Source organism: Bradyrhizobium sp. SZCCHNR3119, from assembly GCF_032487775.1.
Taxonomy (GTDB): domain Bacteria; phylum Pseudomonadota; class Alphaproteobacteria; order Rhizobiales; family Xanthobacteraceae; genus Bradyrhizobium.
Genome location: NZ_JAUEUV010000001.1, coordinates 3,437,891 through 3,454,568, shown reverse-complemented (window position 1 = coordinate 3,454,568; position 16,678 = coordinate 3,437,891). Strand labels below are relative to the sequence as shown.

At 64.1% G+C, this 16,678-nt stretch carries 22 protein-coding genes; 5 read left to right on the top strand and 17 right to left on the bottom strand.

Features of this window, described 5'->3' with window-relative positions; translation table 11 throughout:
* Positions 1 to 203: 203 nt before the first annotated feature.
* From tolB to QX034_RS16030, 10 genes are all read right to left on the bottom strand, one after another.
* A complete protein-coding gene (gene tolB, locus QX034_RS16075; RefSeq protein ID WP_315742513.1) occupies positions 204 to 1,496 on the bottom strand; it encodes a Tol-Pal system beta propeller repeat protein TolB in 1,293 nt (430 codons plus the stop codon).
* A 47-nt stretch (positions 1,497 to 1,543) separates the two neighbouring features.
* A complete protein-coding gene (locus QX034_RS16070) occupies positions 1,544 to 2,581 on the bottom strand; it encodes a protein TolA (RefSeq protein ID WP_315701594.1) in 1,038 nt (345 codons plus the stop codon).
* The gene (locus QX034_RS16065) at positions 2,578 to 3,054 is read right to left on the bottom strand and encodes a biopolymer transporter ExbD (protein ID WP_315701596.1); all 477 of its coding nucleotides are present in this window, start codon (positions 3,052 to 3,054) and stop codon (positions 2,578 to 2,580) included. Before QX034_RS16065 ends, QX034_RS16070 begins: the two co-directional genes overlap by 4 nt.
* A 39-nt stretch (positions 3,055 to 3,093) precedes the next feature.
* Positions 3,094 to 3,807 (bottom strand): protein TolQ, encoded by a 714-nt coding sequence (tolQ, locus tag QX034_RS16060; protein ID WP_315701597.1) that lies wholly within the window; start codon positions 3,805 to 3,807, stop codon positions 3,094 to 3,096.
* Positions 3,808 to 4,340: 533 nt separating this feature from the next.
* Positions 4,341 to 4,826, bottom strand: coding sequence for a DUF2852 domain-containing protein (locus QX034_RS16055; protein WP_315701598.1), 486 nt, complete (start codon positions 4,824 to 4,826; stop codon positions 4,341 to 4,343).
* Positions 4,827 to 4,945: 119 nt separating this feature from the next.
* Positions 4,946 to 5,653, bottom strand: coding sequence for a TetR/AcrR family transcriptional regulator (locus tag QX034_RS16050; RefSeq protein ID WP_315701600.1), 708 nt, complete (start codon positions 5,651 to 5,653; stop codon positions 4,946 to 4,948).
* Positions 5,654 to 5,929: 276 nt separating this feature from the next.
* Positions 5,930 to 6,298 (bottom strand): hypothetical protein, encoded by a 369-nt coding sequence (locus tag QX034_RS16045; RefSeq protein WP_315701602.1) that lies wholly within the window; start codon positions 6,296 to 6,298, stop codon positions 5,930 to 5,932.
* A 33-nt stretch (positions 6,299 to 6,331) separates the two neighbouring features.
* Positions 6,332 to 6,748 (bottom strand): YciI family protein, encoded by a 417-nt coding sequence (locus tag QX034_RS16040; protein WP_315701604.1) that lies wholly within the window; start codon positions 6,746 to 6,748, stop codon positions 6,332 to 6,334.
* A gap of 35 nt (positions 6,749 to 6,783) precedes the next feature.
* Positions 6,784 to 7,197: a YciI family protein gene (locus QX034_RS16035; RefSeq protein ID WP_315701605.1), complete on the bottom strand. Its 414-nt coding sequence runs from the start codon at positions 7,195 to 7,197 to the stop codon at positions 6,784 to 6,786.
* A gap of 185 nt (positions 7,198 to 7,382) precedes the next feature.
* Positions 7,383 to 7,631: a hypothetical protein gene (locus QX034_RS16030; protein WP_315742509.1), complete on the bottom strand. Its 249-nt coding sequence runs from the start codon at positions 7,629 to 7,631 to the stop codon at positions 7,383 to 7,385.
* Between the two features lie 124 nt (positions 7,632 to 7,755).
* Between QX034_RS16030 and QX034_RS16025 the strand changes: the two genes are divergently transcribed.
* From QX034_RS16025 to QX034_RS16015, 3 genes are all read left to right on the top strand, one after another.
* Positions 7,756 to 8,277 carry a helix-turn-helix domain-containing protein gene (locus QX034_RS16025; RefSeq protein ID WP_315742507.1) on the top strand — a complete coding sequence of 174 codons (522 nt, stop codon included), beginning with the start codon at positions 7,756 to 7,758 and terminating at the stop codon, positions 8,275 to 8,277.
* A 788-nt stretch (positions 8,278 to 9,065) separates the two neighbouring features.
* Positions 9,066 to 9,848, top strand: coding sequence for an SDR family oxidoreductase (locus QX034_RS16020; RefSeq protein ID WP_315742506.1), 783 nt, complete (start codon positions 9,066 to 9,068; stop codon positions 9,846 to 9,848).
* Positions 9,849 to 9,852: 4 nt separating this feature from the next.
* Entirely contained in the window at positions 9,853 to 10,299 is a 447-nt protein-coding gene (locus tag QX034_RS16015; protein ID WP_315701610.1) for a hypothetical protein, read from the top strand.
* A gap of 5 nt (positions 10,300 to 10,304) precedes the next feature.
* Here the strand turns inward: QX034_RS16015 and QX034_RS16010 are convergent, their stop codons facing one another.
* From QX034_RS16010 to QX034_RS15995, 4 genes are all read right to left on the bottom strand, one after another.
* A complete protein-coding gene (locus tag QX034_RS16010; protein WP_316166261.1) occupies positions 10,305 to 10,715 on the bottom strand; it encodes a VOC family protein in 411 nt (136 codons plus the stop codon).
* Between the two features lie 30 nt (positions 10,716 to 10,745).
* Positions 10,746 to 11,159 (bottom strand): DoxX family protein, encoded by a 414-nt coding sequence (locus QX034_RS16005; protein WP_315701611.1) that lies wholly within the window; start codon positions 11,157 to 11,159, stop codon positions 10,746 to 10,748.
* Positions 11,160 to 11,273: 114 nt separating this feature from the next.
* Positions 11,274 to 12,545 carry an RNA polymerase sigma factor gene (locus QX034_RS16000; RefSeq protein ID WP_315767507.1) on the bottom strand — a complete coding sequence of 424 codons (1,272 nt, stop codon included), beginning with the start codon at positions 12,543 to 12,545 and terminating at the stop codon, positions 11,274 to 11,276.
* Entirely contained in the window at positions 12,542 to 12,910 is a 369-nt protein-coding gene (locus tag QX034_RS15995; protein ID WP_315701613.1) for a YciI family protein, read from the bottom strand. The genes QX034_RS16000 and QX034_RS15995 overlap by 4 nt, the downstream gene beginning before the upstream one ends.
* A 152-nt stretch (positions 12,911 to 13,062) precedes the next feature.
* Between QX034_RS15995 and QX034_RS15990 the strand changes: the two genes are divergently transcribed.
* Positions 13,063 to 14,028 (top strand): glyoxylate/hydroxypyruvate reductase A, encoded by a 966-nt coding sequence (locus tag QX034_RS15990; protein ID WP_315701615.1) that lies wholly within the window; start codon positions 13,063 to 13,065, stop codon positions 14,026 to 14,028.
* Between the two features lie 159 nt (positions 14,029 to 14,187).
* Here QX034_RS15990 and QX034_RS15985 read toward each other — a convergent pair whose 3' ends face one another.
* Entirely contained in the window at positions 14,188 to 14,847 is a 660-nt protein-coding gene (locus QX034_RS15985) for a TetR/AcrR family transcriptional regulator (protein WP_315701616.1), read from the bottom strand.
* 89 nt (positions 14,848 to 14,936) lie between these two features.
* On the opposite strand from QX034_RS15985, the gene QX034_RS15980 reads away from it, so the two are divergent.
* The gene (locus tag QX034_RS15980) at positions 14,937 to 15,581 is read left to right on the top strand and encodes a glutathione binding-like protein (RefSeq protein ID WP_315701617.1); all 645 of its coding nucleotides are present in this window, start codon (positions 14,937 to 14,939) and stop codon (positions 15,579 to 15,581) included.
* A 48-nt stretch (positions 15,582 to 15,629) separates the two neighbouring features.
* On the opposite strand, the gene QX034_RS15975 is transcribed toward QX034_RS15980, so the two are convergent.
* Positions 15,630 to 16,097, bottom strand: a complete 468-nt coding sequence (locus QX034_RS15975; protein WP_315701620.1) for a nuclear transport factor 2 family protein — start codon at positions 16,095 to 16,097, stop codon at positions 15,630 to 15,632.
* Between the two features lie 87 nt (positions 16,098 to 16,184).
* The gene (gene ybgC / locus QX034_RS15970) at positions 16,185 to 16,634 is read right to left on the bottom strand and encodes a tol-pal system-associated acyl-CoA thioesterase (protein WP_315701622.1); all 450 of its coding nucleotides are present in this window, start codon (positions 16,632 to 16,634) and stop codon (positions 16,185 to 16,187) included.
* Positions 16,635 to 16,678: the final 44 nt, after the last annotated feature.

Below are 16,678 nucleotides of genomic sequence, written 5' to 3'. Positions count from 1 at the left end.
GCGTAGTATTACTGGTGTCAGGTGAAGCCTTTCTGAGCGAATATCGTTAGCGGAAGCTTGCAGCAGCCGCGTAACGCGCAAAACCGCTCAGTAAGTCAATGAAGTAGGCAAGGCTTACCCGGCACCGGCACCATGACACCGATGCGTGTATCGAGTTGTCGACACACGCGGACATGCGTTTCTCGGTGATGGCCTGCCATCCCTCAGGACAACAGGGGGGACCAGGCCGGGTCCGAGGCATAGCCCGGGGTGGGCACCTTCAATTCGTTGCGGCCGGAGATGTCGATCGAATACAGCGACGGGCCCGAATTACCGCCGGGATCGCGGAAGAACATCAGCACGCGACCGTTCGGTGCAAAGGTCGGCCCCTCATTGTGGAAACCGGCGGTGAGGATGCGCTCGCCCGAGCCGTCCGGCTTGATGACGCCGATCGCGAACTGGCCGCCGCCCTGCTTGGTGAAGGCGATGTAGTCGCCGCGCGGCGACCACACCGGCGTCGAGTAGGTGCCGTCGCCGAAGGAGATGCGCTGCGCGTTGCCGCCACCGGCCGGCATGACATAGATCTGCGGCTTGCCGCCGCGATCTGACTCGAAGCAGAGCTGGCTGCCATCGGGCGAGTAGCAGGGCGAAGTGTCGATCGCCGGCGTATCGGTGAGCCGCGTGGTAGTGCGCGAGCGCAGATCCATCACGAACAGGTTGGAATTGCCGCCCTGCTGCAGGCTCATGATGATGCGCTGACCGTCCGGCGAGAAGCGCGGCGAGAACGACATGCCGGGGAAATTGCCGACGATCTCGCGCTGGCCGGTCTCGATATTGAACAGATAGACCTTCGGGTCGCCCTGCCCGAATTCCATGTAGGTGATTTCCTGGGTCGACGGCGAGAAGCGCGGCGTCAGCACGAGGTCGGCGCCGCGCGTCAGGTAGCGCACATTGGCGCCGTCCTGGTCCATCAGCGCCAGCCGCTTGACGCGGCGCTCCGACGGGCCGCTCTCGTCGACGAACACGATGCGGCTGTCGAAATAGCCCTTCTCGCCGGTCATCTTGGTGTAGATCTGGTCGGAGATGATGTGACCAAGGCGACGCCAGAATTCGGGCGCAGTGACGTATTGCTGGCCGGCGAGTTGCTGGCCCGAGCCGACGTCCCACAGCCGGAATTCGGCCTTCAGCCGACCGTCGCCCTGGCGCGTGGCGCGCCCGACCAGCAGCACCTGCGCGTTGATCTGCTTCCAGCTTGCAAACTGCGGCACGGCATCGAAATTGGTGATGCGCTCGATGAACGCGGACGGATCGATCGGCGCGAACAGCCCGCTGCGTTTCAGATTGTTGGTGATGACCCCCGACACGCCGTTGGCAACGTCGGCGTCGCCCGGCCCGCCCGGCACGAAGGGCGGAATCGCGATCGGAATCGGTTGAAAATCGCCTGGATTGATCTGAAGTCGCTGTGAGAATGCAGGCCGTAAGCCGAAGGCGGCTGCGGTCGAACCCGCCACCGTCATGAATCCGCGCCGAGTCAGGCGTCCAGCGCCATCAAATCGAGATGTCGTCAAGTTCGTCCTCGTATGGAATTCATGGTTCCAAGGTTGAAGTTCGTATAGATGATCTTCCAGCTCGCGTACCGATCCTTCGGCAGGAAGGAATACGGCTGGCAACTTTCGACTGCGCGCTTCGCATTTTCGGCGAGCGCCTCTGCGATCGACCTTGACGGGCCATTAAGCGCCGTGACCCGAGGTGTCGCGGCAACGGTGCCGTCTGGGCGCATCTCGATGTCGACGTCCACGCTGTACTTTTCCGCATCAAGGCCGTTGTAGGGGAAGTTGAAGCAGCGCGTCACCGCCGTCACAAAGGCGTTGCTCCAACTCGCGACGTTGCTGTCGGCATTCCCGCGAACGGTGCCGAGCGCGGCATTGGCGTTCAGCTCGGCGCCAGCGGCGGCCTGACGGGTCGGGTCCTTCTGGTTGATCAGGCTCGAAATCTTCTCGTAGTCGAACTTGCGCTCGCTCTTGTGTTTCGGCGGCTCGGGCTGCGCCGCGTCGGCCTGCTGCTGCTTCGGCGGCTGCTTGGCCTTCTCCTTGTTCAGCACGCTCGCGATCTGGTCCGGGTTGAACGGATCGGGCTTCTTGTCCTCGGGCTTGGGCTTGTCGGCGGGCGCGGGCTTCGGCGGCTCGGGCTTCTTTTCGGCCACGGGCTTCGGCGGCTCCGGCTTCTTCTCGACGGGCTTGGGCGGATCGGGCTTCTTCTCGACCGGCTTGTCCGGCTTGGGCTGCGGCGTCGGGGCCGCGTCGGTCTCGGTCACCGGCTTCGGATCGACTTTGCCGACGATGTCCTCGGCCGGCTTCTTGTCGCCGATCTTGTCGACGAGCGGCTTCTGAGCGTCCTTCCTGCCGTCGAGGTGGCCGGCCTTGGCTTTGGACGTGTTGTCGTCGGAGATCACGTCAACCGGTACGAGGTCTTCGGGCGGCGCAACCACCGAACGTGCGGAGAAGGTGAACAGACCCCAGCCGAGCACGACCACATGCAACAGCACGGAGAGCACCGTGCCCTTGCGCGTCCGCACAAAACTGACGAGGTCGGAAACCGTCATGAGCCCTGGTCCGGAATCACCACGATGCTGGCGCGGTAGCCGGCGTCACGCGCCATGCCCAGCACCTTCATCATGTCGGCATAGCAGGCGTCGCGATCGCCGCGGATCTTGACGACGTTCTCGCCGCCGGCATTGGCGTCCTTGATCGCCTTGATCTTCGGCTCGAGCTCGTTGAGCGCGATCTGGGTGTCGCCGAGATAGACGTCGACCTTGGACTGGCAGCCGCCGCTGGTCCGCTTCACGGTGACTTCGAGCGGCGGCTTGGCGTCCGCGGTCGAGGCGGAGCCGCCTTGCGCCTGCGGCAGGTCGACCTGGATGTTCACGGTCAGGAGTGGTGCTGCGACCATGAAGATGATCAGCAGCACCAGCATCACGTCGACCATGGGCGTGACGTTGATCTCCGCCATGACAGCCTTGTTGCGCCGGCCACGACGGCCACCGCCGCCGGACGCGCTTCCCATGCTCATGCCCATGTCGTGGCGCTCACCATCCGTGCCGCACTATACCCGTCCTCATCCCCGCTCGTCGATCTGACGCGACAGGATGGCGGAAAATTCATCCGCAAAGCCTTCGAGCCGCTGGGCCTGCCGGTTCACCTCCGATGTGAATTTATTGTAAAAAATGGTCGCGGGAATGGCGGCGATCAGGCCGATGGCGGTGGCAAACAGCGCCTCGGCGATGCCGGGCGCGACCACCGCGAGCGAGGTGTTCTTCGAGGCCGCAATCGACTGAAAGCTCGACATGATGCCCCAGACGGTGCCGAACAGGCCGACGAAGGGGCCGGCAGAACCGACCGTGGCGAGCACCAGCAGCCGGCGCTCCAACCGCTCCACCTCGCGCGTGATCGAGACGTTCATCACTTTTTCGATCCGCATCTGCAGCCCGCCGAAGGAGCGCGCATGGCCCTCGAAGGAGCGCTTCCATTCGCGCATCGCGGCCACGAAGCAGGCCGCCATCGAATGCGTCGGCTTGGCGGAGAGCGCGCGATAGAGTTCCTCGATCGATTCACCGGACCAGAACGCCTGTTCGAAGCGATCCATCGCCCGGCGCGTCCGCGAATAGAGAAAGACCTTGTCGATGGCGATCGCCCAGACCCAGACCGAGCAGGTGATGAGGCCAAGCATGACGCATTTCACCACCCAATGCGCCTGCCAGAACAGCGCGATCAGCGAGACGTCGCCCGAGACGACCGGGAGGGCGGACTGACCGACGTCGGCCGGATTCATTGGCAGTATCCTCTCAAGTGTCCAAGCCTTGATGTTCCAAATCTCGAACCTCAAAGCCTTGATCGTTCCAAATCTCGTGTTGCAAGCCCCGTCTTGCAAACGCGTGCTGCAGGTATTCCGGGAACAGGCAGCTGGCAGGTTTCATGGCCGCTGCCGTCGCGGCGGTAAAGCGCCTACGCGATGAAACCCTGTCTTGGTCGCTTGGGAGGCCCGCCGAAGCCTTCTGGCCTCCTTCTCCCGCCAAAATGTCAAAACAAGGGCTGCTTGCGCGACTTTACTCGGGGGTCACCAAACCCCGCCGGTGGTTAAGGCGGAGTTACCGCGCGTGCGTTTCAAGGGTGAAAGCTGAGGCAACGCAACCCGTTATAGTCACGGCGCGATCACAAGCTCGGCATCTGGGCGCGCAAGGCCGCGGCGCGACGCCGGCTTCACAGCCACCCATGCAAAACGCCCGCCTGCCGAGGCAGACGGGCGTCTTGTGAGCCGTCAGGTTTGGGGCTGGATCAACCTGAGGCGCGATGTCGCGGAGGTCGTCAGCCCTGCTGCGGCTGGTCGTTCGGCGGGGTCGGACGCTGGCGGTGCTGGGCCATGAAGGCGTCGAACTCCTCCTTGTCCTTGGCATGGCGCAGCCGGCTCAGGAATTCCTTGAATTCCTGCTGCTCCTCCTCGAGCCGCTGCAGCGTCTCCATGCGGTATTCATCGAAGGCGCGGTTGCCGCTCGAGGCCGGAGTGAAGCCGAAACCGAAGCCGCGGCGCTCCATCTTGTCGCGCATCCGCTCCATCTTCCACTGCATCCGTTCCATCTTGCTCTGCCAGCGATCGCCGCCGTTCCAGCACGCCATCTTTCTGCTCCCGAGTGTGAAAAAGAGAAGGGCAAGTCCGATCGGCCACCAAATGATGAAGCCGAGGATGGTCACAGCGATCCAGCCGGGATGCCAGGGCGACTCCATCATGTGGGGTCGCCGGTACTGGTCCTCGTCGGGGCCGCGCCATCGATTGACATCTGCGCTGTAGGCCATCTGCATCTCCATCACGGCGTCACGCCGCTGTGAATGTAAATAACATTTACATAGCTAGCTCAACCCGGGATTTTGTCAAGGCGACCACCTGACGCGCCGCCCGAATTATTTTTGAAAGATTATTTCGCCCGGCCCCACGGTCCCGACGGCCGCTCGTCCTCGGGCAGAGGAGGCGGCGCGGCGCGGCGATCGCCGGGGAAACCGAGGCCGCGCAGATAGATCAGGAGCTCGGCTTCGAGCAGCTCCTCCGGCGACATCGGCAGCTTGCGGCGCGCCGCATCGCCGCGCCCGAACAGCGAGGCGATGCCATGGGCCATCGACCAGATGTGCAGCGCCATCATCATCGCGGGCGGACGCGGGATGCCCGCCGGCGCCAATGCCGTAAGCCGTTCCGCGGCCGCGCGCAGAACGCCGAATGCACGCTCGCCGGCAGCCATGAGGCCGGGCGTGGAATCGGCCGGCACGCCGGATTCGAACATCGCCGAATAGAAGGCCGGCTCCTCGCGCGCGAAGGCGAGGTAAGCCTTGCCGACCCGCTCGAATGCGGTGACCGGATCGGGCCGCCCGTCGTCCCAGGCCGCCGTGAGCTGGCTCTCGAACTGCTCGAAGCCGCGCTGGGCGATGCTGGTCAGGAGCTCGTCGCGGTCGCGGAAATGGCGATAGGGCGCAGCGGGGCTGACGCCCGCCATCCGCGCGGCGTCGGCAAAGGTGAAGCCGGCGGCGCCCTTCTGCGCGATCAGGTCGAGCGCCGCCTGCAGCAGCGCCTCCTTGAGGTTGCCGTGATGATAGCCGCGCTCGGCGCGGCGCTCTTCCTTGCGCCAGCTCATGTGAATGGCTTTTACATGAGCGGAACGGCCGGAGGCCAGAAACTTTCACACGGAGATGTCCCGCGCTTAAGCGACAGCGGGGTGAACAGCCGACAGGGCGCGATCTCCAACACCGGAGGCCGTGGACTCCCCTCCCCCTTGCGGGGAGGGGTTGGGGGCGGGGGTCCACACCGGACACTGTGGATGGAGTACCCCCTCCCCGACCCTCCCCCGCAAGGGGGGAGGGAACGCACCGCCCGCGCCGCACGATGGGAGCCTCTCCAGAGCCACTCTGTCCTAACCGCCGGGGATCGGCAGCACCGGCATGATCTCGACCCGCTCGCCCGGGAAGATCGCAAAATGAGGATGGTTCTCGAACATCTTCGCCGCTGCCTCATGCGAGGCGGCGCGAACCGTCGTGAACGCACCCATCTCGTTGCTGATGTCGGCGATCCCGTCCTTGGCGACCCGCTTGGTCTTGCCGAGCGGACCGCCCATGCCGACGATCGCGTCCTTGTGCTTGTCGACCCAGGTGTGCCAGGCGGCCATGCCCTGCTGCTCTTTCGCCTTCCGATCGGTTTCGGACAGCGCCTCCCAGGCCTTCCATTGCGGACTGGTCCTGCTGCCAAGAAACACGGCGAGATAGGTGTTGCTGTTGTCGCTCATCGGTTCTTCCCTCTGCTTGTTCGATCTGCTGGATTAACAACGGCCGGCGCGCGGCAGATCGTCGAACCCGGCCGCGGCCTTCTGCACGTCTTCGGAAAAATCCGTCAGTTCCTGGACCTGGCGGATCTCGATGATCTCGTCGTCGGAGGCCGGGCATTTCGTGGCCCATGCGATCGCCTCGTCCCGCGAGGCGACCTCGATCATCCAATAGCCGCCGAGCACCTCCTTGGCTTCGGCGAACGGACCGTCGGTCACCACCGGCTTGCCGGCGGCGAAGGAGACCCGCGCGCCCATCGACAGCGGATGGAGCCCGTCCAGCGTGATCAGCACGCCGGCGTCCTGCAGATCCTGGTTGTAGCGCATCATCGCAGTGACCCGCTCCGGATCGAGCTTCACGTCCGGTGGCGCATTCTCATAGCCGAGCGGAATCATCAGCATCATGAATCGCATCTTTGCCTGCTCCTCTCCTGGATCGTCCTGTCCGATCAGCCGTTGGCGGCCCTCGCGCGCAGCCGTTCCTCCTGGGCACGCAGTTCCGGCGTCAGGGCCTCGCCGAAATCCTCCGCCGCATAGACCTGCCGAATCTCGATCTCGCCGCTCGGGAACGGCGCCCGCTTCATCTGCTCGATCACCTCGTCGAGCGACATGGCCTTGAGGATCCAGAAGCCCGCGGTCAGATCGCGCGAGAGTTCGAACGGTCCTCGCGTCACCTGGACTTGATCGCCCGAGAAATCGATCCGTGCGCCCTTGGCGGTCGGATGCAGCCCCTCGCCGGCTTCCATCATGCCCGCCTTCACCAGTTCTTCGTTGAACCTGCCCATCGCCGCAAACTCCTCGGTGCTCGGCAAGATGCCGGCTTCCGAATCCTTGGTGGCTTTCACGATCACCATGAACCGCATCGTCGCTCTCCCCGGTCCGCTGCCGCCGGGATCACCCCGGCCTCACCACAAAGACGAACCGGCCCTTACGGCACCGACATCGGGGAGGAAATTATTTCGGAGGTCATTGCGTCGCAGGCCGGTCCGCGTTCCCGCCCCGCGTGAGCGACATGGCCCCTCCTAGAGCTGCGGAACGTAGTTCAGGATCACGAGAAGACATATTTCGGCGCCGAATTCATGAAGTCCGCGATCTCGCCGCTCGCGGTCGGCCAGTAGCCGGCCATCAGCTCATAAGTGACGCGACCGAACAGAAGCCCACCGGCCCCGTGCAATTGCCTGAGCGAGAGCCGTTCGAGCTCCTCACCGCAGACGTCATTGTGCCAGGTGATGTCGCGTCCCGGTCCTTCCACGAATCCGTCCAACGTCATCAGGTCCCACATGATCAACCTGGCCAACCCGTCGCCTTCCCATACCGCTTGCATTTTGCAACTGGTTGTAGACTGCCGAAACCGATGCAATATTGCAAGCGGTTTTTACCGCGACGAAGCCTGACTGGAATGCCCCTGACTGGAATGCCCAATGACCGACGCGCAACGCTCCGGCTGCCCGATCAATCTTTCGCTGGAAGTGCTCGGCGACAAATGGAGCCTTCTGATCATCCGCGACATCATGTTCGGCAACCGCCGGCATTTTCGTGAGCTGCTCGGCAAGTCCGAAGAAGGCATCTCATCCAACATCCTGGCCGACCGCCTGAAGACGCTGCTCGAGGCCGGCATCATCACGCGCGAGGATGATCCCACCCATAAGCAGAAAGGGATCTATTCGCTGACCGAGCAGGGCATCGAGCTGTTGCCGATCCTCGCGCAGATGGCGGGCTGGGGTTACAAATATCTGCCGGTCACCGAAGAGCTCGGCATCCGCGCCAAGCTCCTGACCGAGGGCGGCCCGAAGCTGTGGGCCGAGTTCATGGACGAGCTGCGCGAGATTCACCTGGGCCGCAAACCGAGGCGCAAAACCGGCCCGAGCGTCGGCGAGCGCCTGCAAGCCGCTTATGAGCAAGCCGCTTATGAGAAGGTACTGGCGAAGAAGGCCAAGAGGTGAGGACTATCAGAGCGAAGCTGAATTTGATCGGACATGACGGGCCGCAGATATCAGACAATGCCGTCATTGCGAGCGAAGCGACATGTCCGCCGAAGCTCAAAGAGCGAAGGCGGAAGCAATCCAGACTTGAGGCCAGGACCATTTCTGGATTGCTTCGTCGCCTGCGCTCCTCGCAATGACGGAGAGAGATGGGCGCCCTGCGCAGATTGCCCGTCGTGCCAACATGTCGCATGCTGTTCGCCTTGTCATGTCGGGCAAATCAGAACGATGTTTGGTGCGTCCCGTGCTTATGAGAGGGGCGCTTCGCGATCGTCACGAACGTTGAGCGCGGGATGCGGTGGCCGTCCTCATATCCGGCGCTATTGCGCAAGACGACTGATATGGCGGCGGACGCGAAATCGCGTGGTCCTGGCATCCCGGTGCTGGTGTCAAGTTGGCGACGATGCTGCGCATCGCGCCGATGACGGGGGCAAGAACGCCGGTCCCCGAGGAGAGCGCGTATAAGCGTTAAAACCATCGCGCAGGGAAGGCCGGTGTGCGGCCATACCTGTGGTGACTGCCGCCTGCTTTCTTTGTTGCAGGCGGGCCATGGGTGTTGGCTAAACACTCGGCCTTCCCTGCGCCCTCGCTATCTTGAGGGCGATTGACGTGGCAAAGCTCGGACGCAAATCGCGCCGCGAGAAGGCGGTCGTTCATCTCGATGCCGCTTCGCTGCAGCGGCCGCCCGGACCTTGTGCTAGGATCGCGCCAGATGGCGCCGGAAGACCCGGCCGGAGTAGCTGACAGCGATGACGTCTTCCGAAAAAGTAGCCCTTGTCACCGGAGCCGCGCGCGGCATCGGGCTTGCGACCGCCAAGCGCTTCCTCCGCGAGGGCTGGCGGGTGGCATTGCTCGACATCGAGGAGCAATTGCTCCAGGACGCAGCAACACAACTCGAACGTCCTGATGCGGCCTTGGCGCTGCATTGCGACGTTGCGGACCCGGCGATGGTGACTCGCGCCTTCGTGCAGCTGGCTCGAGGTTTCGGCCGGCTCGACGCGCTGGTCAACAATGCCGGGATCGCCCAATTCGCGCCGCTGATGGAGACCTCGGACGACGACTGGCATCGCATATTGGCGGTCAATCTGACCGGCCCGTTTCTCTGCACCAAGGCCGCTGTGCCGCTGCTGCGCGAACAGGGCGGCACGATCGTCAATATCACGTCGATCTCGGCGGTGCGCGCCTCCACCCTGCGCTCGGCCTACGGCACCAGCAAGGCCGGGCTCGCGCATCTCACCAAGCAGCTCGCCGTCGAGCTCGCGTCCGCGGGCATCCGCGTCAACGCGGTCGCGCCGGGCCCCGTGGACACCGCGATGGCCAAGGCCGTGCATACGCCCGATATCCGTGCCGGATATCACGACGCGATTCCGCTCAACCGCTACGGCCTTGAAGAGGAATTGGCGGAGGCCATTTTCTTCCTGAGCTGCGACCGCTCCAGTTACATCACCGGCCAGGTTCTCGCCGTGGACGGCGGGTTCGATGCCGCCGGGATCGGCTTGCCGGCCTTGCGAGGCCGGGGACAGAACGGATGAGATCATGTTCAGCTGGACTCGCATCATCCTGACCCTCGTTCTTGCGGTCGCACTATGGGCCATCGCCTCGGTGCTGGCGCGGGCCGACGTCCGCATCCTCGCCAGCCCCGGCGGAGAGGTCGGCCCGTTTCTCGACCTGTTCGAAAAGGTGCGCGATTCCGGCGAGCGCGTCGTGATCGACGGCCCGTGCCTGTCGGCCTGCACGCTGGTCCTGAGCGTGGTGCCGCAAAACCGCATTTGCGTGACCCGCCGTGCCGTGCTCGGCTTTCACGCCGCGCGCTCGGTCGATCCCCGCGGCCACACCTTCTCCGAGCCCGAGGCATCGAAGATCGTGCTCAAGGCTTATCCGAACGCAGTCCGCGCCTGGATCGAACGCCGCGGCGGATTGACGTCGCGGCTTCTGTTGCTGCGCGGACGCGAGCTGAAGGCGATATACCCGACGTGCCGCTAACGCGATCAGTAGCCTTCGGCCGGGCAGTTGATCATCCAGGGGATGCCGAAGCGATCAAAGCCCATGCCGAAACCCTTCGACCAGAAGGTCTTGCCGAACGGCATCGTGACCGAGCCGCCTTCCACCAGGCTTGCGAATTTCTGCTCGGCTTCCGCAGGATCCTTGACGGTCAGCGACACCGCGAAACCCTGCGGCTTCTGGAAATATTCCGGCGGCACATCGGAGGCCATCAGCACCTGGCCATCGATCGTGATCGAGCCGTGCATGATCTTGTCCTTGCGCTCGGGTGGATACGGCATCTCGGGCGGTGCGTCCGCGTTGCGGAACAGCGCCTGGACTTTGGCGCCGAGCACCTTCTCGTAATGTTTGAACGCTTCTTCGCAGTTGCCATCGAAGTTCAGATAGGGATTGAGCATCGCTTCCTCCTTGGTGAACTCGTTCAATCGTCAGCGCTGCCACGGCAGCAGCGCGCGGAGATGCCGGTCGCGGAGCCAAAGGCCGCCCCACACCATCAGCCCAAGATAGAGCCCGAACAGCACATGGCTGAACAGCGGGCTGCCGATGCGGACATGCGCAGCGATGGCGCCGCCAAGATACCCGGTGAGCAGGATGGCTCCCACCATCGAGGTCGGGGGGATCGCGTACAGCACTGTACAGGCGATCGTGATGACGCCGAGCGATCGCGCCATCGCCTCGCTGGAGCCATAACCTATCCGCTCCATCGTTTCTGTGACAACAGACAATGGCAACAGCTTGATCGCGCCGTCGAACAGCATGAACAGGATGACCAGGCCGCTGAGAACCCGGCCGCTCCACAATTCGGCTTTCGAAACCGGCTGATCCAGCGTGACCGTCGACATGTTCCGCTCCATCGTGCTGCTTTGTTCCTAGGACGAACGGGGATGGCGACGGACGACAGCTCGGGCGAGAAATTTATCTCAGAGCCGCAGCCCTGCGCGCATGCCAGGGCGGGTTCACCGGCCGGCCGTGGCCTGCTCCTGCGCGCAGTCGCGCATCAGGCGGTCGAGCTGCATGCGGATATGGGCGGCTTCGGCCGGGCTGTGCGCCAGCGCGATGGCGCGATCGAACGACGTTCGCGCCTCCTGATTGCGTCCAAGCTGCATCAAGAGCGCGCCGCGGACGCCGTAGAAATAGAAGTAGTTCTGCAGCCGTTCGGCCAGAGGCTCGATCATCTCGAGCGCCGCTTGCGGACCGCGAGCCTTCGACACGGCAACGGCGCGATTGAGCGTCACCACCGGCGAGGGCTGCACCAGTTCCAGCGCGCCGTAAAGCAGGTCGATCTGGGCCCATTCGGTTTGCTCCGGCGTCGCGGCCTGGGCATGCAGGGCCGCGATCGCAGCTTGAATCAAGTATGGCCCGCTGCGGTGATGACGCATGGCCTTGTCGATCAGGGCCATGCCCTCCGCGATCATCGGCTGGTTCCACAACGAGCGATCCTGATCCTCCAGCAGGATCAGCGTGCCGTCGGCTGCGAACCGCGCGGCCGAGCGCGCATGCTGCAGCAACAGCAGCGCCATCAGCCCCATGATCTCCGGCTCGCTCGGAAACAGCCGCAGCAACAGCCGCGCCAGCCGGATCGCCTCTTCGCAGAGCGGCCTGCGGATGTCGGCCGTCTCTCCGCTCACCGTGTAGCCTTCGTTGAAGATCAGATAGATCATCGCCGCAACGGCCGCGAGCCGCTCGCTGCGCTCGATGGGGCCCGGCGTCTCGAACGGCACATTGGCCTGCGCCACGCGCGCTTTCGCCCGCGTGATCCGCTGCTCCATGGCCGCCTCGCCGACCAGGAAGGCGCGAGCGATCTGCTTCACCGTGAGGCCGGAGACCACGCGCAGCGCCAGCGCAATCTGCTGGGTCGCCGGCAGCTCCTTGTGGCAGCAGATGAACAGGAGCCGCAGGATGTCGTCGCGGTAGTGCGAACCATCGAGCCGTTCGGCGAGCTCGGCTTCCGCATCGTCGAGATCGGAGATCGCCTCATCGGCCGGCAGCGGCTGCTGCCGCCGGCCGCGCCGGACCTCGTCGATGGCCGCGTTGCGGCCGACCATGATCAGCCATGCAGCCGGATCGCGCGGCGGCCCGTGCTCCGGCCAGCTCTTCAGCGCGCGCAGGCACGCGTTCTGAAAGGCCTCCTCCGCCGTATCCAGATCGCGGAAATAGCGCAACAACGCGCCGACGGCCTGGGGACGCGCCGATGTTAGTGCCGCATCGATCCAGGCCGTGTCGGTCATTTCAGTACACCTCCCGGCGCAAACATGCCGACCGGACGGATCTCGTAGGCGCCGCCGGGATTGGCCTGTCCGAGCTCGCGCGCGACCTCGAGCGCCTCGTCGAGGTTCTTGCAGTCGATGATATAGAAGCCGAGCAGCTGCTCCTTGGTTTCGGCATAAGGACCGTCGATCACCAGCGGCGGATCCTCCTTGCGCAAGGTCGCAGCCGCCGTGGTCGGCAACAGCCGCGCCACCGGCCCGAGCCGGCCCTGCTTGGCGAGCTTCTCTTGCACCACGGCGAGCTTGGCCATGACCGCGGCGTCCTGCTCCTTGCTCCAGGAGCCGACGAAATCCTCGTCGTGATAGCAAAGCAGGGCATACAGCATCTGAAGGCGTCTCCATTTGTTCTTAAGACGGTGCAGTATGCCTTCAGCCGACACATCAGCGAAGAAATTTTGCCGGGTTCCCTGCGGAAAGCGGTCGCGCGCCGCGGTCGGACCCGTCACCGATTTTTCCACACACCAAGAAGGACGATAGGATGAGCAAAGGCGCGCTGGCGCTTCTGATCCACGGCGGCACCGACAATTGGTCGCCGCAGCGCTGGAAAACACGTTTCGACGAGGTCTGCGGCGACCGCCACGTCGTGCTGCTGCCCGATGCCGGTCTCGATCCGGCCGAGGTGCACTACGCCGCGGTGTGGAAGCCCGTTCCCGGCGAGCTGGCCGCCTTTCCGAACCTGCGCGTGATCTTCAATCTCGGCGCCGGCGTCGACGCGCTGATGGCCGACACGACATTGCCGGCTGTGCCGCTGGTCCGGGTTGCGGTCGATGACCTGACCGCGCGCATGACCGAATATGTCGCGCTGCATGTGCTGATGCATCATCGCCAGGAGCTGTACTTGCGGGACTCACAGCGCGTGAAGCGCTGGGCGCCCCACTATCAATGGCCGGCCTCTGCGATCGGCGTCGGCATCATGGGGCTCGGCACACTCGGCGCCGACGCGGCCGATGTCTTGAAGCGGCTCGGCTTCCGCGTGGCCGGCTGGAGCCGCAGCGCAAAGCGGATCGATGGCATCGACTGTTTCCATGGCGCGGAGCAGCTCGATGGGTTTCTTTCGCGAACCGACATTCTGGTCTCGCTGCTGCCGCTGACGCCGGACACGCGGCACATTCTGAACCGCAGCCTGTTTGAAAAGCTCAACCGCGCCAGCCCGCTCGGCGCACCGGTCCTGATCAATGCCGGCCGCGGCGGCCTGCAGAATGAGGACGATATCCTCGCCTGCCTCGACGACGGCACGCTTGGCGCCGTCTCGCTCGACGTGTTCGCGCAGGAGCCGCTGCCCGCCGGCAGCCGCTTCTGGACCCATCCCAAGGTGGTGCTGACGCCGCACAACGCGGCCGATACCGATGCCGACGCCATCTCGCGCTACGTCGCCGAGCAGATCGCGCGCTTCGAAGCCGGCAACGCGCTGCAGAATGTGGTGGATCGGACGCGGGGATACTGATGTCCATCGAGGCTTACCGATGCCCATGATCATCGTCCCCGCGAAAGCGGGGACCCATAACCACAGTCCATCATGATGGCGCGAGCTGGTCGTTGCAGTCGCATCCCACAGCGACATCGCGCGGTCTGGGTCCCGGCGTTCGCCGGAACGACAGGCTGGCTAGCCCTTGCCCAGCATCACGTCGATCGCCCCCTTCACGATCGCGTCCAGCTCCTTGCGCGGCGCGCCGGCACGAGCGCGGACGGCGAGCGTGTGGATCGTCGCCGAGGCAAGCTGCGCCAGCACGACCGGATCGGCGCGCTCGGGCAGCTCACCCTTCTCCAGGGCACTGCGAAAGCAAACGGTGAAAGCCTTGTCGAGCCCACTCAGCGCATCCTGCACCATCGCCCGGATGTCTGGATCGGTAACCGCCTCCGAGCCTGCCGTCATCACCGTGAAGCAGCCGCGCGGCCCCTCCTCGCCCGACAAATAGATATCGAGGGCGCTGGCATAGATGCGTTCGAGCTGCTTTCGCACCGGCCAGTCGTTGCGGAAGATCTCCGCCATTTTGGCACGGGCCTCGTCGCGATAGCGCTGATAGCTCTTCATATAGAGCTCGCGCTTGTCGCCGAAGGCGCCGTAGAGGCTCGGCCGGTTCATCCCGGTCGCGGCGGAGAGATCATCGAGCGAAGTCGCGGCGAAGCCGCTCTGCCGAAACAGATCCAGCGCCTTGCCAAGCGCGACGTCCGGCTCATAGGCGCGCGGCCGGCCGCGGCGCTTCGTGGCGACGGGCTCGCTTGGCGGAGCCGGATCGGAGCCACCTTTTCTTTTTTGTACCATATCGCAATAAATTCCTTGACGACATCCATATTATGCAGAACAGTATAAAAATCAATAACAGCTCCGGTCTGGAGCTTATGGAGGCGTCCATGGATCTCTATTTCTCGCCACTCGCCTGCTCGCTCGCCACCCGCATCGCGCTTTATGAGGCCGGCGCGCCTGCGAGCTTCATCGAGGTCGATCCGAAGACCAAGGTCGTGCTGAAGGATGGATCGAATTTCCGCGCCATCAATCCGCTCGGTCTGGTCCCAACCCTGCGCACCGATGACGGTCAGGTGCTCACCGAGAATGCGGCGATCCTGCAATATGTCGCCGATCATTTCCCCGACGCTCATCTTGGCACCTCGCCCGGCATGGATCGCAGCCGACTGCATCAGTGGCTCTGCTTCATCGGCACCGAGCTGCACAAGGGCCTGTTCATTCCGATGCTGGACAAGACCGCGCCGGAGGAGATGAAGGCGCATGTGTTGAAGAAGAACCTCTCGCGCCTCGATTATCTCGAGACCTATCTGAAAGGGCGCGACTATTTGCTTGACCATTTCAGCGTGGCCGACGCTTATCTGGTGACGGTGATCAACTGGACCATGGCGACGCCGCCGATCGAGCTGGCAAAATGGCCGGCCGTGAAAGCCTATTACGAGCGGCTGCGCGCGCGGCCATCGATCGCGAAGGCGATCGCCGAGGAGTTCGAGCTGTACAAGGCCGAGATCGCCCGCCACAGGGCAGCGGCCTGAATGATGTCGATCGCGCCGCCCCGACTTTTGCCGCGGCGGCGCGGATCGTCAGAACGGGTCTTCGTTCAGGCCCGGCACGTCGGCCGGCCGCGGCCCCGGCGCAGCCCAGTGAAAGCGGCGATCCGCCTCGGCGATCGCGATGTCGTTGATGCTGGCCTCGCGCCGCTGCATCAGGCCTTGCACATCGAATTCCCACTGCTCGTTGCCGTAGGAGCGATGCCACTGCCCGTCGGCATCGTGCCACTCGTATTGAAAGCGCACCGCGATGCGCTTGCCGTCGAAGGCCCAGAGGTCCTTGATCAGGCGGTAGTCCAGCTCCTTCTGCCATTTGCGGGTCAGGAACGCGACGATGGCCGGCCGCCCCTGAAGAAACTCGCTGCGATTGCGCCAGCGGCTGTCCTCGGTATAGGCCAGCGAAACCCGCTCCGGATCGCGCGAATTCCAGGCGTCTTCCGCCATCCGGACTTTCTGAATCGCGGTCTCTTTCGTGAACGGCGGAAATGGCGGGCGCGACATCGGGACCTCGTGATCGTCAGCCGAAGGAGCCCGCACTCTAGCGCCGAAGCGGTGCGAGTCGATGGCGCATTTCTGATCGCACCATTGCTAAATGATATCGGCCTTCAAGAGCTCGCGCAGCGCCTTCGGAATCGGATGCGCCCGTCCCTCGCTGATGAAGGCGACCCGCACCTCGGCTTTGACCAGAACCTCATCGACGCGGCGGACCTCCTGCGCCAGGGTGATGGAAGCGCCCTTCACCGCGACCGGCCAGGTCACGATGTCGAGCACGTCGTCCATCCGCGCCGGCTTGAGATAGTCGAGTGCCATCGAACGCACGACGAAGGCAAATCCCGGCGCCTCGCTTTCGGCCTGTGCAAACAGCGCGTGCTGCTCCGCGCCCATCAGCCGCAGGTGATTGGTGCGCCCGCGCTCCATGAAGCGCAGATAGTTGGCGTGATAGACGATGCCGGAAAAGTCCGTATCTTCGTAGTAGACGCGCACCTGCATATGATGACGGCCGTCGCGGATCTCGCCGTCAAGATGGGAATATGTCACCGGATGCCCTCGGTTGCCGAGCAAAGGCTCGTTTTGCGCAAATC